Raw genomic sequence first — 22,039 nt, forward strand, 5'->3', positions numbered from 1 at the left:
CGGCAGGGGCGGGTTTGGGGTGGTCTATCGCTGTGTGCAGATGGGGTTGGGTCGGGTGGTGGCGGTAAAGGTGCTAACCGCGCTCTCTGATCAGGATCGGGCCCGGTTTGCCTCTGAACAGCAGGCAATGGCGCGGTTGACCGGCCATCCCCACATCGTGGCCGTGTTACAGGCGGATCAAACGGTCAGCGGGTGCCCGTTTTTGGTGATGCCGTTGTGCGGCCGGGGGTCTTGGCAGGAGCATATCGCCCAGCACGGAGTGTTAGGGCTGGGTGAGGCGTTGGGGGTGGGAGCCAAGATAGCCGGGGCGTTGGCGGCCGCACATCAGGCGGGAATAGTGCATCGTGATGTAAAGCCGGCGAACATTTTGTTCACCGAATACGGCGAGCCGGCATTGACCGATTTCGGGGTCGCCCGTACCAATGACGGACTTAGGACCGCCGGCGAGGCATTTGTCGGCACACCGGCATTTACCGCGCCGGAGGTAATCGCCGGGGCTAGCCCCGGCCCCGACGCCGACGTCTACGGTTTGGGGGCCACTTTGTTCGCCGCGCTCACGGGCCATGCAGCCGTTGAGCGCCGCCACGATGAGCGGGTGGTGGCCCAGTTCGTGCCGATCACCAGTGACCCGGTGCCCGATCTAGGCGAGCACGACGTCCCCGCCGAGGTGGCCGCCATCATCGCCGCCGCGATGTCCCCCGAACCCGCCGATCGGCCATCGGCGGCCGACCTGCGCGAGCAGTTGCGCCAGGCCCAACTGCGCCACCCCGGTGATGCCGGCGGGTCGACACGACCCGTCGCGTCGGCCACTGCGGCACCCTTGATGGCGGGTTATCTGCCGGTGCTGCCCGGCGAGGTGGTGGGCCGGGCCGCCGAGGTGGCCCAGCTGCGGGAGCTGTTAGCGGGGTCGCGGCTGGTCACCCTGACCGGTGTTGGCGGGGTCGGCAAAACCACCCTGGCTGTGTATGCCGCGGCCGAGCTGCGCACGGAATACCTCGACGGGGTGTGGCTGGTCGAGCTGGCCGGGCTGCACGATGGCACGCTGCTGACCGAAATAGTGGCCGCAGCACTGGGGGTGCGTGATCAGCCCGGCCGAGCGCTGAGCGAGGTACTGATGGACGTCCTGTATGAGCGCCGCGCGCTGCTCGTATTGGACAATTGCGAACATCTCATCGCCGACGCGGCGAAGTTCGTCGACATGGTGGTGCGCCGGTGTCCACGCCTGCACGTTCTGGCGACCAGCCGCGAGGCCCTTGACATCGCCGCAGAAACCGTAATGACGGTGTCCCCGCTCGCCGTGCCCGACCCCGAGACCGACCCCGAGTTGGGCAGCTTGGCCGCCTACCCCGGGGTGGTGCTATTCCTGCAACGCGCCAACGCCGCGATCCCCGACTTCACGTTGAACGACCACCACGCCACCGCGGTGGCCCGCATCTGTACCCGCGTGGAGGGATTACCACTGGCCATCGAGCTGGCCGCAGCCCGCATGCGTGCCATGTCGGCCGAACAAATCGCCGACGGGCTCACCAACCGCTATTCCCTACTCACTCGTGGCCACCGCGGCGCCCCCACCCGACACCGAACCCTCGCTGGCTGTATCGACTGGAGCTACCAACTCTGCACGCAAACCGAACAATATCTGTGGGCGGCGTTTGCGGTGTTCGCCGGAAGCTTCGACGCACCCGCCGCCCGTTACGTGTGCGCCGACAACCTACCCACCAACGACGTCCTTCCCGACCTGCTTAGCTCCCTGGTCGACAAATCCATCCTGATCCGCACCCAACACCGCGACCAGGTGCGCTTTTGTCTCCTGGACACCCTGCGCGATTACGCAAAAACTCACCTCACCCAAACCGAGCAAGACCGATTGCGCGCCCGCCACGCCCGCTGGTACCACCAACTCGTCACGCAAGCCCGATCGCAATTGTGGGGCCACAGTCAGCTGCACTGGTCGGAGCGCCTCATCGAAGAGATGCCGAACATCCGTGAAGCGCTGCAATTTTCCCTCGGTTACGACCCGACTATGGCGTTAGGGATAGCGGTGGCTATGCGCCCGGTGTGGATGTTCCGCGGGATGCTCGGCGAGGCACGCCGCTGGCTCGGGCTGGCCCTGGACGCGACTTCTCTTCAGCAACCGAGCCTCCCGCGCATTCACGCCTTGGGCGACATCGCGCTGACCAGCTTTCTGCAAGCAGATCTTTCGGCCGCTCGCGCTGCACTCGCCGAAGCCCGCGACCACCTGGCTGCGACGCACAACGCTGAAGCTAGCGTCGAAATCGACTCCATCGAGGGTTACATCGCCAGCATTGAGGGTTACATTGCCAGCCAAACGGGTGAGATTGAGCGGGCAGCTGAGTGTTTCCGGCGGGCTTTGGCGCTAACGACCGATTTCGAGGTGCGGTTTGCATCGATGCACTACCTGGGCTGGGTTTTCGAGATATCGGGTGATCTTGACCAAGCGATGAGCTGCTTTGAAACGGCGTTGGACCTTACGAAATCGCACGGGGAGTCGATGTTTCAGCCACGGGCGCTGGTGTCGGTGGGCATGGGGCACTGGCTGCGTGGGGATCCCCAGCTCGCAGTGCCTGTCCTTACCGAGGGCCTTCGCCTAACGCACGTGGGCGGCGATCGTCTCAACGGGGCACAGTGCTTGGAGGCCTTGGCGTGGATTGCTAGTTCACGTCACGATTGGCGCCTTGCCGCCGTCATGATGGGAGCAGCCGACGCGCTGAGCCGAGCTATCGGTAGCCCGCTACTGTACTTCCCCGATCTGATTGCCTGTCATAACGAGTGCGACACGCAGGCTCGCCAAGAGCTAGGTCCGGTGGGATTCGAGGCCGCTTGGGCTGACGGCTCCGCACTCAAATTCGACGAAGCAGTCGCCTTGGCCCTGGATAGGTGTAATGACTGGCATGACGTGACGCCACAGCGGTGGGGTGCCACTGGGCCTGGGGTGCCTCCTCCCAGTTGAGCGGCCCATACTGCCGCTCCATCAACGCGGCACTTCCGTCAAGACGACGTTGTCCGGTCTGAGGGCATGGCCACATGCCGCAGGGGCACGGCTGCATCGAAAATCCGGTAGCGGTGCGCGGCGGTGTTTGCGGTTTTATCATTTTGAGCTTGATGCGATGGGCTGATGATGGTTGAGCGGGATTGCGCGCCGGCCGTCGATGTGGTGGCGGAGTTAGCCGGGGCAGGGTTCGTTGATGCCGTAGAAATCGGCCGGGGTGGGTTTGGGGTGGTTTATCGCTGTGCGCAGGTGGGGTTGGGTCGGATGGTGGCGGTCAAGGTGTTGATCGCACTCTCTGATCAGGATCGAGCCCGGTTTGCCTCTGAACAGCAGGCAATGGCGCGGTTGACCGGCCATCCCCACATCGTGGCCGTGTTGCAGGTGGGCCAGACCGTCAGCGGCTGCCCGTTTTTGGTGATGCCGCTGTGTGCACAGGGGTCGTGGCAAGAGCGCATCGCCGAGCAAGCGGCGACCTTGGGACTCGATGAGGTGTTGGCGGTGGGCGCCAAGATGGCTGGGGCGTTGGCCGCCGCGCATCGGATCGGGGTGGTGCACCGCGATGTGAAGCCGGCCAACATTTTGTTCACCGAGTACGGTGAGCCGGCGTTGACCGACTTCGCGGTCGCCCACATCGGTGCGGGGTTTCAGACCAGGGAGATGGTTGTCGGCACGCCCGCGTTTGCCGCCCCGGAGCTAGTCGACGGCACCCCACCCAACGAGGCCTCCGACATCTACGGACTGGGCGCCACCCTGTTCGCCGCCCTGACCGGCCATGCCGTCGTCGAGCGCCGCCACGATGAGCAGGTGGTGGCCCAGTTCGTACCGATCACCCGGGACCCGGCGCCCAATCTCGGTGGGCACGACGTCCCCGCCGAGGTGGCCGCCATCATCGCGGCCGCGATGGCCCCCGACCCCGCCGATCGACCATCGGCAGCCGAGCTGGGCGAGCAACTACGCCACGCCCAACTACGCCACCCCGGTGCCGCCGGCGGGGCGGCGCGGCCCGCCATATCGTCGGCCACTGCGGCACGCCCAACGATGGGTCAGGTGCCCGCGTTACCCGGCGAGGTCGTGGGCCGCGAGACCGAGGTGACCCAGCTGCAGAAGCTCTTGACAGGTTCGCGGCTGGTCACCCTGACCGGTGTCGGCGGCGTCGGCAAGACCACCCTGCCTATCCACGCCGCAACCCAACTGCTCACCCACTACCCCGACGGGGTATGGCTAATCGAACTGGCCGGGCTACACGACGGCGCGCTACTGACCGAAACCGTGGCCACAGCGCTAGGGGTACGTGATCAACCCGGCCGAACACTCGGCGACGTGCTACTGGGAATCCTGGCCCAGCGCCACACACTGCTGATCCTGGACAACTGCGAACACCTCATCGACGACGTGGCCAAATTCGTCGACACCGCCCTTCGCCACTGTCGACGGTTACACGTCCTAGCGACCAGCCGCGGGATCCTCGACAACGCCGGCGAAACCGTAATGACCGTCTCCCCGCTGGCCGTACCCGACCCCGAGACCGACCCCGAGTTGGGCAGCTTGGCCGCTTACCCCGGCGTGGTGCTATTCCTGCAACGCGCCAGCGCCGCGATCCCCGACTTCATATTGACCACCCACAACGCCGCCGCCGTGGCCCGCATCTGTACCCGCGTGGAGGGATTACCACTGGCCATCGAGCTGGCCGCAGCCCGCATGCGTGCCATGTCGGCCCAACAAATCGCCGACGGACTCACCAACCGATACACCCTGCTCACTCGTGGCCACCGCCGCGCCCCCACCCGACATCGAACCCTCGCCGCCTGCATCGACTGGAGCTACCAACTCTGCACCGACACCGAACAACAACTCTGGGCGGCGTTTGCGGTGTTCGCCGGAAGCTTCGATTTGCCCGCCGCGCAACATCTCTGTTCCGGCGACTTACCCGCCAACGACGTCCTACCCGACCTGCTGGGCTCCCTAGTCGACAAATCCATCCTTATCCGCACCCAACAGCGCGACCAGGTGCGCTTTCGACTGTTGGAAACCCTGCGCGACTACGCCAAGACCCACCTCAGCCAAAGCGAACAACACCGGCTACGCACCCGCCATACCCACTGGTACCACCAACTCGTCACACAAGCCCGACCGCAATGGTTCGGCCACGGTCAGCTGTACTGGTCGGAGCGGCTGATGCGGGAGATGGCAAACATCCGGGAAGCCCTGCAATTCGCCCTCGACCATGACTCAGCTATCGCGCTAGAGATGGCGGTGGCTATGCGCCCAATCTGGCTCAACACCGGGATGCTCGGCGAAGCACGCCGCTGGCTCAAGTCGGCCTTGGACGCGACATCAGATCAACCGAGCCCCCTCCGCATCCACGCCCTGGGCGACGTCGCGTTCATCGCCTTTGTACAAGGTGATCTCGCGGAGTCCTGCGCTCGAGTGGCGGAGGCCCGCGATCACCTGGAGGGAATGGACGACGCAGAGCTAAACGCCACGATTGACTGCATGGAGGGCTACATTGCCGTGCAAATGGGTGAGATCGAGCGGGCGGCGGCGTGCATCCGGGGGGCTTTGGCGGGAGTCGTCGAACCCGAGGTGCGGTGGGCGTCGTTGTACTACCTGGGCTGGGTTTTGGCGGCCTCGGGCGACCTGGCCCAAGCGGTGAGTTGCTTTGAAACGGCATTGGAGTTCTCCAGATCCCACGGAGAGTCGATCTACCAGTCACGGGCGCTGGTGTCGGTGGGTATGGGGCACTGGCTGCGCGGGGATCCCCAGCGCGCAGAACCCGACCTCATTGAGGGACTTCGCCTTTCGCAGTTTGTCGGCGATCCTTTTAACGGGGCACAGTGCCTCGAGGCCTTGGCGTGGACGGCCGGCTCGCGTCACGATTGGCGACATGCCGCCGTGTTGATGGCGGCAGCCGACGCGCAGAGCCGAGCCATTGGCAGCCCACTACTGTACGTTCCGGATCTGATTAGCTGTCATGTCCAGTGCGACAAGCAGGCTCGTCAAGAGCTAGGTCCGGAGGGCTTCGAAGCCGCTTGGGCTGAGGGAGCCGCGCTCAATTTCGACGAAGCAGTCGCCTTGGTGCTGGAATCGTATGGCGTAAGCACAGGCGCACGGTCAGGAGCGCAGCCCTCTTAGAGCGCCGTGCGGGCCAGAGTCATCCCGGCGATGTGATTCAAGTGCCCGATAGCCACCGCAATAGAACTCTGCCCGGGCACTGCCGGAACACTCTGGTACGAGATGTGCGGCAACGTCGGCGGGTTCGTGCCGTAGAACCGAACGGCAAGGTCGATCGCCTCGACGATCGCTGGGCCCCCCACAATCGGATCCGTGACCAGATCCTGGACCTGCTGCGCCAGGCTTCCTTGACCGGTGAGCCCGGCGATAAGGGCAACGATCACGTTGATGTCGATGCTGAGTTGGACGGCGGCTTTGTAGACAGCGGTGATGTCGGCGCCGGCGGTGTCGTTCGGCGTTGTCGAGTACAGGTCGCCGGGATTGGCGAAATCCCACCAAATATCAACGCCGTTCGCGTCTTTCGGGATCTGCGCCGCGATGAGGTTGATGTCGGCGATACCACGCCCGCCCGGGTCGGTGGCGCCGGGGAAGGTGTGCCCGGCGAGCCGCCACGGGTTTCCAAAGGTGTACCCGCCGATCAGGTTTGGTCGCGCCCATTGCAGCGAGCCGGTCATGATCTCGGCCAGCACGCGCGACGCCGCCTCGGCACCCTGGGTGTACCCGCCCAGCGCAAAAGTCCGGTTTGGGTTAGCAGTGATCCACCCTGTCGCGTTGGTAACGGCGATCTGGACGGATCGGGCGTAGCTCGGCGAAGTCGGCGCGCCGGGCGTTCATCGATTTGGAAAAGACATGGTTACGACGCGGCCGTGTTCGGTATCGGTTCGGCAACCAATCCAGTCGCACTTCTAGAGAAAGCCTTCGGGACAGCGATACAGTTCCGCCGCGCCCATCTTGATTGCGGAAATAACTTCATGAGCGCGAATACCAGGGAGTGCCCATTGAAAAGGTTTGATCGCTGCAGCATGACCGTACTTGCCAGTGCTGGGTTGTGCGGAGCCGCGTTGGCGCTGAGCCCGGGCGCGGCAGCCGCCCCCCTGCCAACGGGCGGCCCCGCGTGCATCGAGCAAATGAGTGCGCTTGGCCCCATGTGCATCGTGCAGATGGCGGGGGTCGCAGCGCCCGTAGGCGCAACGCCATTAGCGCCGATGGTCCTGCCTGGTCCGCCGGTTGTGGCTGCAGCCCCCGCTGCAGTGCCGGCGGGCGCTCCAATACCGGCTGGCGCACCGGTACCGGCGGTTGCTCCAATACCGGCGGGCGCGCCAGTACCGGCTGGTGCGCCGGTGGTCGCGGGTGCACCGGTGGTCGCGGGTGTGCCGGATGGTGCGGTACCGGCCGGCGCGCCTCTGCTGAAGCAGGCGGGAGCAGGCAAGGGTGTGCCAACGAATCCGGGGCCGGCCCTTTCCGCCGGCCCCGTGGTTCTGCCCGGTCCACCGCCTGCGCCTGGTCCGACGTTGGTTACGGCTACGGCACCCCTTCCCCCTGGTAGCCCCTAAGCGGAAGTTGCGCCATATCAACCATTTTCAGCCAGCTGGGGACTCGCCGACCTTGTGTGCGGGGTCAGGATCAGCCGATTTTTCTTCTCTAGGAATTCCTTCCTGAACGATTACCGGGTCACCAACGTTGACTGTGTTGAAGTACCACTCGGCGTCGGTGGGGCTCAGGCTGATGCAGCCGTGGCTGACATTCTCAACCCCCATTGATCGAACCGCCCACGGAGCTGAATGCACATAGAGGCCGCGGCTGGTAATACGTACGGCGTAATCCACCGTGAGCCGGTAACCCTCGGGGTCGTCGACGGGAATGCCGACGCTGCTCGAATCCATAGTCACCGAGCGGTCTTTGGAGATCACCCGGTAGGTACCGACGGGCGTCGCGAATTCCGGCTTGCCCATCGTGGCGGGCATGACACCTGCTTCTCCAAAGTGCGGCCGGTGGTGCGGCGCTGGCAATGGAGGCGGCGTTTCAGCTTCAACTCCGTCGATGCTCACGGTGAAGGTGTGATTTGCGATATCGGCGACGCCGACGACGGCTGGACCTGTTTTGAAGTCCGTGCGCAGACGGCCCACCGAAAGTGCCACCGTGCTGTGAGCGGGCCAGAATCGGTCGGGAACCCATTGCACCACGTTGTCGTCAAGCCACTCGAACTTGCCGGTCATTGCGGGCGCCGATTTCACTTCTATGGCGCGCTCAGCCCCGCGCCGGTCGGCGACGGGGCCGCTAAACGTCACCACTACGGGGTGCGCGACACCCACTACCTCGCCCCGCCTGGGTAGCACGGATGCGATGGCGACGTAGTTGTACGACGGGCTCAGCGCCGCGAGACGCACGCCAGCCGGTTCAGCGACCACTGTCGCGGCGATCACGATCATCACCAGAACAGACCGAACGGCTGCCCGCATCGCTTCCAAACCCCTTGAGATTACTAGCTTGTCGTTGTCGGTGACGATGTTAGGGTGCCGTGGCGGTCGGGTGTGCAAGCGCGCGCCAGCAGCTCGGTCAAGTCTTCGCCACGATTTGGTTACGGCCAACGTCGAGAACTCAACGACGTGAATCGAGTACCGTGATCATCCAGTCAGGCGACGCACGACGTGCGGCAGCAGCGTTGGCGCACAGGGTTATACCAGCAGGCATCGGCGGACCCCCGTCCGGAATTCGCCGCACCTCTCGTCATAGGATGTGCTGAGTGATGAGACGGTCGAGCATCTGAACAGTCCGCTCCAAGGGATCGGTGGATTGCACCGCCAGGCAGAGGATGACTGCGCCCTCGACGGCGGCCACAATGGTCGTGGCCAGCGATTCCGCCTCGTCGATCCCGGCGCCCTCGGCCCTGAGGCGTTCGGTAAGCATCGCCTGCCACGCGGTAAATACCTCACCCGCGGCGTCTGCGGCCGAGGGCGACTCGGTGCGTCCGAGCGCGGCAGCGACGATCGGGCATCCGGAGGTGTAGTCGCTGGAGCGCAGCGTCTCCTTCCATGACTCGACGAACGCCGCCAACGACTCGCGGCCATTACCGTCCGGCGCAGCGCCCGCCAGAGTCGAATCGATGCGTCGGCCCGCCGCCAGAGTGGCCTCGGTTATGAGTTCCGACTTCCCGCCGGGAAAGTTCACGTAGACCGATCGTCGCGCTGTGCCGCTGTGTTCAAGCAGTTCAGCCAGTCCGGTGCCGGACACCCCGTTGCGGCCGAGCAGTTCGATGGCGCTTTCGATCAGTCGCTCGCGCGCGGTCATCGTCTCGTCCTCCCCGGATCCGTGGTCAAAGATCAGGACAGTTGCAGTATACCGATTGGTCTACTAATGTCAGGTAGACCAATCGGTATAAATCATGGAGAGGTCCCGTCGATGACACCCACACGGCCCATCGCACTGATCACCGGAGTGTCCTCCGGCATCGGCGCAGCCATTGCAGTGAAATTGGTGAACGGTGAATTCCGCGTGTTCGGCACGTCGCGCGCACCCCAGAACCTGCCCCCGACGCCCGGCGTCGAGACCTTGGCGGTCGACGTAACCGACGACACCGCAGTCCACGCGGCGGTTTCGGAGGTCATCGACCGCGCCGGACGCATCGACGTCCTAGTCAACAACGCGGGCTTGGGAATCTTGGGCGCCGCCGAGGAAAGTTCGATCGCGCAAGCCCGGGCATTGTTCGAAACCAACTTCTTCGGCGTCATCCGGCTCACTAACGAGGTGCTGCCGCACATGCGCCGTCGTGGCAGCGGGCGCATTGTCAACATCAGCTCCGTGCTCGGCTACCTCCCCGCGCCGTACGCGGCCCTGTACTCGGCGTCAAAGCATGCCCTGGAGGGTTACACCGAATCGTTGGACCACGAACTGCGCGAATACGGCGTGCGCGCGGTCCTGGTTGAACCCGGTTACACCCGAACTGCTTTCGAGGCAAACATGTGGGACGCCGACAGGCTCCAGGCGGCCTACGCCGACAACCGAGCGAACGCCCGCGCGGTGGTCGCCCAGAAAATTCGCAGCGCCGAGTTGCCCGAGGTCGTGGCTGAAGCCACGTACGCGGCGGCCACCGACAAGCGAGTCAAACTGCGCTACCCCGCGGGCCGCCAGGCGCGACAACTGACGCTGCTGAAGCGCATCGCGCCAGCCGCCCTGCTGGACAACGGAATCCGCAAGCGAAGCGGACTGAACAAACCGCGATCGACAGCGGTAACCGCTAACCGCTGATTGCTCAACACATTTGAAATGAGAGCTTGACATGACGAACATCAACGACGACAAGACGCTGCGAAAGTTCCGCAGAGAACGTGCATTCGGCCGCTATGTACTCAACCCGGTGGTGAAAGGGTTGGGCAAACTGGGAGTGCGAACCGCGATGGCCACCGAGCTGGAGACGATCGGGCGCAAGACCGGCCAGGCGCGCCGCGTTCCCGTGTCCGCTCAATTCGATGAAGCAGGGGCGTGGATCATCAGTCAGCATGGCACCCGCTCCGGGTGGGGCCGCAACATCGTTGACAACCCGAATATTCGTGTGCGACATGGAAATCAGTGGCGTATGGGAGTCGCGACATTGAGGCCGGATGATGACGTTGTCGCGCGTGGCCGCAAGTTCGGGCGGGTAGCAGCCTCGGTGGTAAAGGCGCTGGAGACGACACCCGTCTCGGTACGGATCGACTTCACCGACTAGGGGGACTAGGCGCGGGCGGCGTCCACCACGGTGCCCGCGCCCTCATTCTCACCGGAAGCGACTTGTCGAGTCGCGCGAGGCTTCCACACGTACCAACACCTCGTTGCGGCCAGGGGCTGGAGCTGGGCGTTGCTGTTTTCGTGACGATGCCCAGACCATACGAGCTCGCGACGCAGTCACAATCTTCGCGGGTCTACCGACGTCGCGCACCGACAATGAGCAGCGCGGCGCCGAACAACGGACAGACGGTGCGGACATGGTTCCACAACGTCCACGGGTCCGAGTAGTCACGCCACACCCGCGCCGGCTCCGCCGTGAGAGGCGCGCTGTCCAGGTGGTTGTTGAGCGGCACATTGAACGCGGCCGTGACGAGCACCGCCACAACCGACAGGATTGCGCCGGCCAGTAAGTATCCGCTACCGGGTTTGCGCAGCTGTGTCACCGCGGCGACGCCGACTGCCAACGCGGCGAGCGCCGAACCAAAGAACAACAGTAAGAATGGCGGGTTCGTTTGCGCCTCAGCGTTGATTCCGCGCATCGCGGTGATCGCGTCTAGCGGGTTGATGCGGTTCAGACCACGCATCACAAAGCTGGAAAATGCAAAGAATAGGCCGCCGACGGCGGCGCTGCCGATCGCGGCGACGGAGGCCAGGACGCTGATAGGGCTAATGTGCATGCCCGCAGTTAAATCGAGATCGGCGAGACGATCCAGTGTTTAACGTCCCGTGTCGGTATGCCAATGGCATCCGTGCCGCCGACACTGACCAAGGTCGCACTGACCGACCGTCGGCTGCCCACTTTGGCCCCACCGCGCGCGTGGAACCCTGACGGAATCCGCGCTTTGCCGATCAAAGGGGGCTAACGTCACGGTAATGCCGATCCTCCAGCATGATCGAGGCCGCGCCTACTACCGGCACTGGCCCGCCGCAGCTCCCCACGCTGCCGTCATTTTCCTGCACGGATTCGGTGAGCACACCGGCCTGTATCACCGGTACGCATTCGGACTCAATGCCGGCGGCATCGACCTGTGGGCGGTCGACCAGTTCGGCCACGGGCTCACCGGAGGAGAACGCGGCAATTTCGGCTCGATCGAGATCAGCTCCGCGCTGGCCGACGCCATTACCGATCTCGCCGAACGGCAGCGGCCCGGTCTGCCGCTGATCGCTCAGGGCCATTCGTTCGGTTCCGTCGTGACTTTGTGTCGCCTGCTGGATAATCCGGACCGCTATCGCGCCGGCATCATCTCCGGTGCGCCCCTGGCGCCGATACCCGAATTGTTAGACGGGGACGGCTCTTTCGACCTTGATCCGGCGTGGCTGTCGGCCGATCCGTTTTATCTCGATTCGCTCGAGAACGACCCGCTGGCGTTCGTCGACGCGAACGGGTCGGTACTTTCCCGCGAACTCGTCACGGCGTGGGATCGGCTCGGATCGCAGCTGCCGAACCTCGCGGTCCCCACGCTGGCGGTGCACGGTGAGGCCGATCCGATCACGCCGGTTGGACCTGTGCGTGCTTATGCTCAACAGATAGAGCGCTTGCAGCTCAAGACATTTGCCGGTGGACGCCACGACATCCTCAACGAGACCGTGCATCGAGAGGTCGCGGCAGCCGTCATCGAATTCGTGGATGCGCAGTAATGTTCACAGCTCAAGCCGTGAGTGAGATCAGCGGCGCGGCGGGCCAACTTCTGCGGGCGGCGCGACGACGCCCCGGACGTTGACGTCCCGCCAGATCGCAATCTCGCCGACCCTCTCGGGCGCCCGGCCGAACAGGTCGGTGAAGAACGCGAGCATCGTCTGCCACGCCTGCATCGGCCCGACGATCACGTGGCGCACCTCCGCGAACCGGAGGGTGGCGGCCACCTGCGCGCGAACTTCTCCCCGCGCCACGAGCGACGTTTCGCCGTCCTGGATCTCCAGCATGATCTTGGACAGCCGTGTTGCCGGCGGTCCCGAATTCGTCCCGCCGCCGGGCTGCGGCATGTACGCGTAGGCCTCGGGCATCCGAAGCCCATAGTCGGCCTGCGCCGCCCACAACATCGGCGCGGCCTGGCCCCCGTTGGTGAAATACGGTGCGACCAGGACTGTTTCGGTGGGCCCGATGTTGTGGCTGGCCCATGTGCGGAAGAAGGCCGGCGTGTAGAACGGCTGCCGTTGCAGCGGAGCCGGGAGGATCAGGACGAGCGCCGCGACCACCGGAAGCAGCCACCGCGCCGCCGGTCGCGGAGCCAGTCGGTTCGCCCGGGCGATGACGATCGCGACGATCACCGCGACTGCCAACCAGGCGAACAGCGTAAAGCGGCCCGGCAGAACATGTTTGAACAGCGGCAGCTTCCCGAAGGGCAGCCACGGAAGTGGCACGGGCAGAGCCTTTTTGCCAATGTGGAGCCAAGGCCCGAGCGACAGCACGAAGAGCAGCGCCCCAGTAATGCTCGCGACGCGGACCCGGAGGTCGTCCCACTGACGAACGGCCACGACCACCAGCAGGACGAGGAGCGGCAGGCCGAGGTAGCCCGTCGCCTCGTGATACAGGCCGCTGAACTCGCGGGACACATGCGTCACCGCGTCGGGGGCGACAAGCTGGTATGGCGTCGGAAGGACCAAGTTCAGGAGGTCGGTCGAGTACGTCTTGGGGTCCTGGACAAGCCCGTTGATCCGTTGCGGTCCGAAGAACTGGACGGCCAGCGGCCAGGCCGCGAGCGTGAGGAACGTCAGTGTGGCGACCGCGAGCGCCGGGGCGAGCCGGGCCGCTCGTTGGCGGCATCGCGTTCGAACCCGCCCGTCGCGGCGCGCGACGGCCATGACGCAGACCAGTACTACGGCTGCCACGACACTGGTGGCGAGCGTCTCCTCGTTGATCAAAAGCTGTGCGGCGCTGAGGACTCCGAGCGCCACCCCTGCGTGCCACGGCGGTCGACGCCTGGTCACCAGCAGCTCGTCGATGGCAAGTAGGAAGAGCGGCGGAACCCAGGCCGTGGCGAGGTTCAGATGCAAGGCCGCGTGGGAGGCGACGTAGGGCGAGAAGGCGTAGACCGCGCCACCGACCATCGGGCCCACGCCGTCACCGGTCCAGCGTCGGATCGCGAGCCAGGCGGTGAATCCGCTGAGGGCGATGCCGACGACCATGAGAACGTTGAACCCAAAGATTGGGCCCCCGATCTTCGCCGGGAGCCAGCCCAGGAGCCCCGGGAGCGTCATCGGGGTGTTCCACATGAGGTTCACGCCGTCGGGCGCACCGATCTGGGTCGTGAAGAACGGATCGAGCCCATTCGCGAGCGCGTGGGGCGTCCAGCCGAGATACCAGATCGCCTGCTGCTGGTCGCAGCAGTTCCCGGCCCAGCCGGACGTTGGGTCGCTCCAGGCGCCGATCGTGAGGACGACGGCCCCGAGGAGGTAGCCAAGGAACGCCGCGAATCCCCCGCGGCGGCCGCTGGTCCACCCACGCGTTCGCCCAATCGCCGAGCGGGGTGGCGATCTTCGCGGCCGTGTTGGCACTAGGCCTCCTTCCAGGAGAGCGCGATGTGCCTTGAGTCAACGGTTCCCGACCGTGTGCATGACGATACCGACGACGGCTACACGCTGCTTCCGCTCGCACCGAATAGCAGCCCACCGGACCCGCCCATGCCGTGACTGCCGTTAGTGGGTGAGCCGAGCCCGCCAATGCCGCCATTGCCACCGTTTCCGATCAGTACGGCGCTGCCTCCGTCGCCGCCGACACCACCGGTGGAATTGCTGTTGCCGGTCCCGCCGGTCCCGCCGAAGCCGAGCAGGCTGGCGTCTTTCTGTGTCCCGCAAGTCACCTCGACAGCAGAAGTGGCGACGTTCGCTGGCAAAAACGAGGACTTTTGCATGCCCATTGACACTGGCGCCGCCGAATGTTACAGCAATGTAAAGCAACAAAAAAGCAAAGGAGTTTACCAGACGGCCACACAGTGCCATCGATGCCATCGATCACCACGCAAACCAACGACCCTAGAGAACGGAACCACTGTCATGTTCACCGGCACCGCTACCCGCGCGGGCGCCGTGGCTACCGTCACCGTGATAGGTATCGGCGCCGCAATCCTGCGCGGCAGCACAGCAGTGGCCGACCCGAACCAGGACGACCAGTTTCTAGCATCGCTTGATCAACATGGCATCCCAGCCCTCGAGAACGCGCCAAGCCTGATCGCCGTAGCCCATCAAGTTTGTGGCCGACTCGACGGCGGGATGCCGGTGAATGGAGTCGTCGAGGCGATGACGACCTTTGCGTACGACAATGACCCGAGCATGAGGCAATACCCTCGCGACCGCCTCACGCGCACCTTTTCCCGGTTCGTCAGTGCGTCCGTGCAGGTCTATTGCCCCTTCCACCAGGACAAGTTGGCTTCTTTCAGCGCTATTGCCGCGCCGGGATCACATCAATCCACGCACCGAGTCGCTACCTACACGCACCATGCGACCACGTCGGAATGCGATTTGCGGATCAGCATGCCGACAGCATGGCCGGAACGGACACCCACACGTGTGGCGCGGCGCCCGCACCCAATCGTCGGCGGCGTCTTCGTCGCGAGCCACAATTGGGGCGACCGGTCGGACTGCACCGCACATAGCGATGTCCTCGCTCCGCCGATCGAAACCATTCCCGCAGGCGAGACCATCGCGCCGAAGCCCCCGCAGGTTCCGGCGCCACTGCCTCCGCCAGCGAACATCCTGATCCCACCACGGGCGCCCGCGCCGTCGCAGCCACCGCGGCAAACGCCGCCGCTGCCTCAGCAGCCGCCACCGCCACCGCAGGAGCCGCCACCTCCGCCCCAGCAGCTGCCCCCGCAACCGCAGGAGTCGCCGCCTCCGCCCCAGCAGCCGCCGCCTCCACAGGGCCTCCCGCGGCTGCCCCTCAGCCGGGGGGTGCTGCCGGTGGTGGCGGTATCGGTGATGGCGGAGCCGGCAGCGGCGGCGCCGGCAGCGGCGGTGGCGGCGGTGGCGGTGCTGGCGGCGGTAGCGGGCCGGCGGAGCCGTCGCCGACGCGACCCATGCCGCCGGGCATCATCCAGATCGCACCGTGAGACAGAACCGAGCCGCCGCTCAGCGGCCGCCGATGGTGATCTCACCGATCACCGCTTAGATGCGGTGCCTCGACGTCGTCGGTGCGCTGCTAGCACGTCGGCGTTTGCCAGCGTTTGTGCCTGAGCGGCCAGCGTCGATGCCGCGTTGGCATGGGCAATTGCTTCGTGGTCGCAGCTGGCTTCCTTTTCGTGCGCCGCTGCCAAATGGCGTTTCGCATCTTCGAATCGGGTCTGGGCCTCCGCGCCGATGCTCTGGCGATGCTTGGCGACATAGTTGGAGATTTGGCGCAATCTGGCATCCGCGGTGGACAACGCCTGCCCCAACGAATGATCGCGCCCTTCAATGTTCACCTGCCCATCGCTAGGGTCGACCCGCCGAGCGGCGCGCCGGCGGCGGCCCGCGCGACAGAGCACGAAAACCACGACTACCACGACCACGGCGATGACGGCGATCGCGATCAGCGGCCAGATCCGGTTTGACGTTGTGCTTGGCGATTTGTTCAACCCGTCAGCCGCAGCGACCGCGGCACCGCTCCAGTCTTTGGCACTCACCGCTGGCTCAATCTTGTTGCTCCGCAGACTGTTTAACTCGTCTGTCCGGACAGCTTGGACGTTCGGGGGCACGGTGAACGTGTATGACTTGGTGTTCGTGGCCACGGCCAGCAGCGCGTCATGGTCGCCCATCGCGCTAGCGCTGCGGGTTCGGCCGGCCCAATTGTCGGGTTTGAACTTGGAGAAGTTGTCGACGTAGACCACCCACAGTTGAATGTGCCGATCGCGATAAAGCCGGTCGATTGCCGAATTGACCGCCGCCCGACCGGAATCCGTCAACACCCCGTTGCTGTCGGTGATGTGATCCGTGAGCTTGAACGGCGGTTGCGCAATCGCGGGGGTTGCCAGCAGCAACGCCGATGTGAGCATCGTCAGAACTACGCCGAACAGGCGAACCATGCGCATACGGGCAATCTAGCCCGCCGCCATCGGCCCGTGGGTTGGGTCAGGCGTCTTGTTAAGGCTTGTGGATTTAGCTCTAGCAGGGACCACTCGGAATCGCCCGGGCGGGTGTGGTCTCCTGAGTGGGCATTACCTGAGGGAAGGGCACCCGATAAGGAGGAGTTACCTTCGCAAGAGTTGCGACGGTGTCAGGAACGCACTGCACCTGTTGCGGCACGGCCTTCAATGCGGGGTGGTCCAAGAACGGTGCCGATGCGTCGGGTGGGACGGCGAAGTTGAAGGTGGACGTCATATCGCCGGTCACACTTCTTCGCCACGCACTCAGGTTGGGAACCGGCACACCGAACCGTTTCTCGAGCAACCGCAGCTGCGAGGTGTGGTCGAAGGTGTCATGCACCATCGACGGCCCACGGCTGTAGGGAGAGATGACGAAGCACGGGACGCGGTAGCCCAAACCAATCGGCCCACGGATGCCGCCGGAACCCGTGACCGCGTCGATGTCGGGCACGGTGACGTATTCGCCGGGAGTTCCCGGCGGCGCGGTAGGCGGTGTGACGTGGTCAAAGAAGCCGCCGTTTTCGTCAAAGCTGACGATCAACGCGGTCTTTTCCCACACCGCGGGGTTGGACAGCAAGATGCGGAGGATATTGACGATCGCGGTGCCGCCGACGGCCGGCGCTACCGGAAGTGCGGGATGCTCGGACACCTGGAACCCGGGCAGCACCCACGAAACCTGGGGCAGCCTGTTGGCTGCGACGTCGGCGACGAAGTCCAAGGGATAGGTCGGGGCGATGCCGTTGCGGGCCACGTTCGAGCGCGGATCCAGGGCCTGTTTGAAGTCGACGAGCATCCCGTTGTAGCCAACGACCGTGTTGTTGAGCGCCCCCAAAAGCTTGTTTTGGTACACCTTCCAACTGATGCCGGCGTCGCTGAGGTTGTCCGGCATGGTGCGCCAACTGAATTGGCCTTGCGGCTGGATATTGGGATCGATAAGCAGCGGACCGCCCTGGACGCCATCAGGATCGATCCATGCGCTTATCCAGTACAGCCGGTTGGGTGACGTTCCGCCTAACAACGAACAGTGATAGCCATCGCAGATAGTGAAGGTATCGGCCAGCAGATAATGGATCGGTTGGTCTTGGCGGGTGTAGTAACCCATCGTGACCGGGACGTTGCCCTGCAGCGATTGTTGTTGGGCCTGAGCGGGCAGCCAATTGTCGTTGGCGCCATTGTTCCATGACTGGTGGATCGTGATCCATTGGTGGCCCGGGTCGTTGACACACGCGCCGTTGAGTACGGGTCCCCTGGTGGAGTCGAAGCGGTACGGGATGGTGACGCCGGCGGGGTCAAGCGACTGCGTTTGAGGGTTCCAGCCCTTTTGTTGGAATGCTGGCGAGGGCGTGTTGAAGCCGTTGATGCCCGACAGTGTGCCGAAGTAGTGATCGAATGACCGGTTCTCCTGAAGCATGAACACGAAGTGCTCGATGTCGGTTAAATGGCCGCCACACGGACCGGCCCCATACGCCTTCTCGATCACCGGGCCGGCCAAGGACATGAATGCGCCGGCACTGCTTGCGGCGGCGAGCCGGGCCATAAACTCTCGCCGCGACATCCCGTCGACTGGATGTTTGCTCACCACAATGTCCTTCCCGCCGCACACTGCGGTTCAGGGTAGATTTGCGGTGGTCACGAGACGCAAAATGCGCCCGGTGTGTCGTGCCCGGAATTCGGTGTTGTTCGCCAACAGCGGCTCGTCGTTTTCGCAACAGGCAAGCTTTTCCGGCGCTCCTGGAGAACACCGACCGCGGCTTGCGCGCGCCCGCCGGCAAGCCCCCACCTAAAGTCGGCGCGCGGATCACGACCGTAGCCAGCGTCTCGGCCGCCCGGGGAACGGTTAGCAGTGATGGCTCAAATCGCCCGTAGTGCAGCGTAATTGATCGTTACCGGTACGGTGCCCGTACGCCTGCGGTACGGCTACCAACCGCCCGCGGACGCCAGTGACGTCGCCCGCCACGCGCCGCGGCGACGTCGCCCGGGTCCTCCGAAGTATTGACGGCCACTACGGACTGCTTGTCTCCCATTGCGCGACAACCGGATTGGTCAGTGACAGCTCCAAATGCGAGCCGGATGACTCCGGTCGGTTCCCAGTCATTGGCGGTGGTCCCGAACGTAGAAGGAACTTAGATGTGGGTGGAGCTTGCTGAAGCGGTGCTGCGCGCCGAAAAGTGCCGAAATCTTGCGATTTGGGCATCGTCACAGCTTCCGATAGTGAAGAATTTGCGGGGTGAAAGGACCACAATGTCGTATCTAGTCGCCGCGCCGGATCTGTTGATTACAGCAGCGGTAGATGCGGCTGCGATCGGCTCCTCAATGAGGGCGGCGAACCTAGCGGCGTTGGCTCCGACCAGCACTCTGATGACTGCCGCTGCTGACGAAGTATCGGCAGCGATTGCATCGCTGTTTTCTGGCTACGGCCAGGAATACCAGGCGATCAGTGCGCGGGCGGCGGCGCTTCATGAGCAATTTGTGCAGGCATTGAGTAACGCCAGCGGGGCGTATGCGGCCGCGGAGGCGGCCAATGCCACCCCCCTGCAGCCCCTCGTTGACAACATTCTGGGTGTGATCAATGCCCCCACGAACTTCCTGTTGGGGCGTCCATTGATCGGCAACGGGACTAACGGCATTCCCGGCACCGGGCAAGCCGGTGGAGACGGCGGGATTCTGTGGGGCAATGGCGGCACGGGTGGGTCGGGTGGATTCGGTCAGAGTGGAGGGCGCGGCGGTAATGCCGGGTTGATCGGTAATGGTGGAGTCGGCGGCGCCGGCGGTAGCCGCGGCGGGACAGGCGGGGCCGGAGGCACGGGCGGGTTGTTGTGGGGCAATGGCGGGGCCGGCGGCGCTGGCGGTGTCGGCGGAGGAAGCATCGCCGCTGGGGCCGGTGGGATCGGCGGCAGCGCATTGTCCTTGGTCGGCGCCCCGGGCGCGACCGGCAACGCCGGGACGTATTACCCAGACGTGACATTCGCGACCCCAGAAGAGGCACTTGCTCTGCTCCTGGCGACACCAGACGCGAATTTCCTATTGATCGGCACCGACGGCACGAATCTGGCTGCAATCCTGGCCGACCCGGCTGGCACCCCGAACTTCCATGCGTTCATGCAGCAAAGCGTCACCTCCGCGTCGACGATCGTCACGCACACCACCATCTCCAACCCCTCGTGGACGACCATGCAGACGGGTGTGTGGAGCGAGACGGCCGGCGTCAGCAACAACGTCTTTACCCCTTGGACGTACGACAACTGGCCGACCATCTACAACCAACTCGAGAACACCTATGGCGACCAGGTCAACACCACGGTCATCGCCAACTGGTTACCCATAACCGAAATCGCCGGCGCCGGCTCGAACCCCGCCGACCACATCGAATTCGTCCCGCAGGTCGCGGGCGACACGGATTGGATAGCGACACAAAACCTCGTCGGCCAGAAGAGCCGGGCCGCGATTCTGGCGGCCGATCCAGCCAAAGGCAATCTCATTTTTTCCTACTTCGTAGGTGTCGATAACAACGCGCATCAATACGGCGGCGATTCACCGCAATACCGGCTGGCCATTCAGAACATGGACTACAACCTCGGTTCCCAGACCCTAGACGGTGGTGGGCTGTTGGGAGCGGTAGCCGAATGGGAGTTCAACCACCCCGGCGAGGAATTTTCCACGCTCATCGTCACCGACCATGGCGAAATAGGGCCCAACGAGTTCGGCCGCGGTCACGGCTTCCAATCACCCCGTGAGACAGCGACATTCCTCATGTTCGATCAGGCCGGCAATGATCTGCGAGACGGGTACATCAACAACTCATGGCAGATCGTGAGTGTGACGCCAACAATCATGGATCAATTCGGCATTCCGACGCCGACTTATATGCAGGGCGCGCCCCTGACGGCCCACAGCTTCGACGGCACTTACGTTGATCCCGGCGCCAACCTGTTCACGGTGCTCAGCGCCGATTTCGCTGCACAGGGTTATCCCGATATTGCGACCAACGTAAATCTGGTGTCGCGCACGGTCGTGGCCACGATTCCCTCCCTGGTGTACGACCAGGTAAGCAGCATCGTCAATTCGGTGCCCAGCTTCCTACAGGTACCGGTCTCATGGCTCGGCGCCGGCGTGTACCAGGCGGTTAATATCCCCGCACAAATCTGGGTCCGGCTCACCGGCGTGACCGGCAACCAAATCACCCCGCCGGTAATCAACCCATTCCTGCCCTAGGGCATGTCAACCCTGTTCGCACCCGCGCCTAACTTCGGCGGCGGCCTGGGTGATCTGCTGGGCTTGAGAAGCGTTGCGGGGCAAGCCTGATCGGAAAGACCGAGTCAATACACAGGTCGCTGATCTCCTCGACCGATCCATCGCTGTGGGCGCATTCCGGCACCCACGGGCGACTCATCGTCGATCCGGCGCACACGAATTCAAATACAATCCGCAGCAAAATCTCAGACGTACTCGTCAACAGATATCATCAGTGTCGGCGCGGGACTATTCAAATCATCGATATACTGATGGCCAGGCCCTTCGCTATCGATCAATGGCAGTAGCTTATCGAGGATCTCTACTAGTTTCGCATCATCCAGGCGCCATACAACGGTTTGCAACCCCAGCTCGATATCGACCATTCCGCGTTCGCGCACTATCCCGTGGTGGACACCATCGATCTCGAGAGTCGCCTGGCCGCCCTCGTGGGCCAACCGCACAGCTGACTGGAAAAGGCGAAGCCCATCCCGATCCGCAGCAGCCAGAACCACGTCACCAAAGTAATTGGCCGGCTTGACACGAAAAATGGTCATTCTGATCCAATCACTTGTGAGTTGGAAGGTCCCCGATGGGAATGTTTGCCACCGAGAGGTCGGCGAATCGTGCGGATTGTAATCCCGGCATCGGTGGTCGCCTGACGCTTCTTAGCTGGCTAACCGGGTGTGCCGCGTGCGGCACAATACTCCCATCTTCTCGGCCACGTGCGAGATGGACAAATCATCGGCAATTACTGATATCACGGCCTGATACCGCTGCTCGGCCACGCTCAACTCCTTCATCGAAGGAGTGTCAAGCATCAGCCGAAACAATGTCATGCATCAACCGACGCCAAATGTCAAGCATCAGACGAGACAATACAGCATTTCTTGTGGGGCGGGCGGGGCTCGAAACCGTGACCAACGGATTACGGAACGGCCAATCTCGCCAGGTCCCGATAATACGCAACAGTTCTGTGCGGTAAGGGATTAGCCGTCCCGACGATCCCGCCAAAACCGGGCAGATC

At 64.0% G+C, this 22,039-nt stretch carries 17 protein-coding genes and 1 pseudogene; 8 read left to right on the top strand and 10 right to left on the bottom strand.

The features are described 5' to 3' along the window. Positions 1–2,971, top strand: a 2,971-nt coding sequence (locus MSIMFI_RS22010) for a protein kinase domain-containing protein (protein ID WP_191499165.1), incomplete at its 5' end; no start/stop codon positions are given. Positions 2,972–3,136: 165 nt separating this feature from the next. Then, complete coding sequence (locus MSIMFI_RS22015) at positions 3,137–6,142, top strand: protein kinase domain-containing protein (protein WP_191499166.1); 3,006 nt, start codon at positions 3,137–3,139, stop codon at positions 6,140–6,142. Here the strand turns inward: MSIMFI_RS22015 and MSIMFI_RS22020 are convergent. Next, positions 6,139–6,711 (bottom strand): hypothetical protein, encoded by a 573-nt coding sequence (locus MSIMFI_RS22020; RefSeq protein ID WP_224770376.1) that lies wholly within the window; start codon positions 6,709–6,711, stop codon positions 6,139–6,141. The genes MSIMFI_RS22015 and MSIMFI_RS22020 overlap by 4 nt on opposite strands. Before the next feature lie 282 nt (positions 6,712–6,993). Between MSIMFI_RS22020 and MSIMFI_RS28455 the strand changes: the two genes are divergently transcribed. Continuing rightward, entirely contained in the window at positions 6,994–7,575 is a 582-nt protein-coding gene (locus MSIMFI_RS28455) for a hypothetical protein (protein ID WP_396820567.1), read from the top strand. 27 nt (positions 7,576–7,602) lie between these two features. Here the strand turns inward: MSIMFI_RS28455 and MSIMFI_RS22025 are convergent, their stop codons facing one another. Both MSIMFI_RS22025 and MSIMFI_RS22030 read right to left on the bottom strand, forming a co-directional pair. Further along, positions 7,603–8,481 carry a L,D-transpeptidase gene (locus tag MSIMFI_RS22025; RefSeq protein ID WP_191499167.1) on the bottom strand — a complete coding sequence of 293 codons (879 nt, stop codon included), beginning with the start codon at positions 8,479–8,481 and terminating at the stop codon, positions 7,603–7,605. A 268-nt stretch (positions 8,482–8,749) separates the two neighbouring features. After that, on the bottom strand, positions 8,750–9,310 hold the full coding sequence (locus tag MSIMFI_RS22030) for a TetR/AcrR family transcriptional regulator (protein WP_191499168.1): 561 nt from the start codon (positions 9,308–9,310) through the stop codon (positions 8,750–8,752). 111 nt (positions 9,311–9,421) lie between these two features. Here MSIMFI_RS22030 and MSIMFI_RS22035 point away from each other — a divergent pair, with 111 nt between their 5' ends. Together MSIMFI_RS22035 and MSIMFI_RS22040 are read left to right on the top strand one after the other, a co-directional pair. Beyond that, complete coding sequence (locus MSIMFI_RS22035; protein WP_191499169.1) at positions 9,422–10,267, top strand: oxidoreductase; 846 nt, start codon at positions 9,422–9,424, stop codon at positions 10,265–10,267. A 31-nt stretch (positions 10,268–10,298) separates the two neighbouring features. After that, the gene (locus tag MSIMFI_RS22040; protein ID WP_191499170.1) at positions 10,299–10,727 is read left to right on the top strand and encodes a nitroreductase/quinone reductase family protein; all 429 of its coding nucleotides are present in this window, start codon (positions 10,299–10,301) and stop codon (positions 10,725–10,727) included. Positions 10,728–10,920: 193 nt separating this feature from the next. On the opposite strand, the gene MSIMFI_RS22045 is transcribed toward MSIMFI_RS22040, so the two are convergent. After that, the gene (locus MSIMFI_RS22045; RefSeq protein ID WP_191499171.1) at positions 10,921–11,403 is read right to left on the bottom strand and encodes an anthrone oxygenase family protein; all 483 of its coding nucleotides are present in this window, start codon (positions 11,401–11,403) and stop codon (positions 10,921–10,923) included. Between the two features lie 196 nt (positions 11,404–11,599). Between MSIMFI_RS22045 and MSIMFI_RS22050 the strand changes: the two genes are divergently transcribed. Further along, positions 11,600–12,364: an alpha/beta fold hydrolase gene (locus MSIMFI_RS22050; RefSeq protein WP_191499172.1), complete on the top strand. Its 765-nt coding sequence runs from the start codon at positions 11,600–11,602 to the stop codon at positions 12,362–12,364. Positions 12,365–12,391: 27 nt separating this feature from the next. Here MSIMFI_RS22050 and MSIMFI_RS22055 read toward each other — a convergent pair whose 3' ends face one another. Both MSIMFI_RS22055 and MSIMFI_RS29050 read right to left on the bottom strand, forming a co-directional pair. Then, positions 12,392–14,221, bottom strand: a complete 1,830-nt coding sequence (locus MSIMFI_RS22055) for a hypothetical protein (protein ID WP_191499173.1) — start codon at positions 14,219–14,221, stop codon at positions 12,392–12,394. Between the two features lie 77 nt (positions 14,222–14,298). Next, entirely contained in the window at positions 14,299–14,577 is a 279-nt protein-coding gene (locus tag MSIMFI_RS29050; RefSeq protein WP_263597434.1) for a PE-PGRS family protein, read from the bottom strand. Between the two features lie 142 nt (positions 14,578–14,719). Between MSIMFI_RS29050 and MSIMFI_RS22065 the strand changes: the two genes are divergently transcribed. Beyond that, complete coding sequence (locus MSIMFI_RS22065) at positions 14,720–15,895, top strand: DUF732 domain-containing protein (protein ID WP_224770378.1); 1,176 nt, start codon at positions 14,720–14,722, stop codon at positions 15,893–15,895. Here the strand turns inward: MSIMFI_RS22065 and MSIMFI_RS22070 are convergent. Further along, complete coding sequence (locus MSIMFI_RS22070) at positions 15,820–16,728, bottom strand: TPM domain-containing protein (RefSeq protein WP_191499174.1); 909 nt, start codon at positions 16,726–16,728, stop codon at positions 15,820–15,822. The genes MSIMFI_RS22065 and MSIMFI_RS22070 overlap by 76 nt on opposite strands. Before the next feature lie 73 nt (positions 16,729–16,801). Further along, positions 16,802–18,361, bottom strand: a complete 1,560-nt coding sequence (locus MSIMFI_RS22075) for a phospholipase C (protein ID WP_191499175.1) — start codon at positions 18,359–18,361, stop codon at positions 16,802–16,804. Positions 18,362–19,023: 662 nt separating this feature from the next. Between MSIMFI_RS22075 and MSIMFI_RS29390 the strand changes: the two genes are divergently transcribed. After that, complete coding sequence (locus tag MSIMFI_RS29390; RefSeq protein WP_191499176.1) at positions 19,024–20,994, top strand: PE domain-containing protein; 1,971 nt, start codon at positions 19,024–19,026, stop codon at positions 20,992–20,994. Positions 20,995–21,218: 224 nt separating this feature from the next. Here MSIMFI_RS29390 and MSIMFI_RS22085 read toward each other — a convergent pair whose 3' ends face one another. Beyond that, positions 21,219–21,569 (bottom strand): hypothetical protein, encoded by a 351-nt coding sequence (locus MSIMFI_RS22085; RefSeq protein ID WP_191499177.1) that lies wholly within the window; start codon positions 21,567–21,569, stop codon positions 21,219–21,221. A 117-nt stretch (positions 21,570–21,686) separates the two neighbouring features. Next, positions 21,687–21,815, bottom strand: a pseudogene (locus MSIMFI_RS28470) (IS481 family transposase); the annotation flags it as partial. Positions 21,816–22,039 lie beyond the last annotated feature (224 nt).

It is taken from the genome of Mycobacterium simulans, assembly GCF_900232995.1.
Classification (GTDB): Bacteria; Actinomycetota; Actinomycetes; order Mycobacteriales; family Mycobacteriaceae; genus Mycobacterium; species Mycobacterium simulans.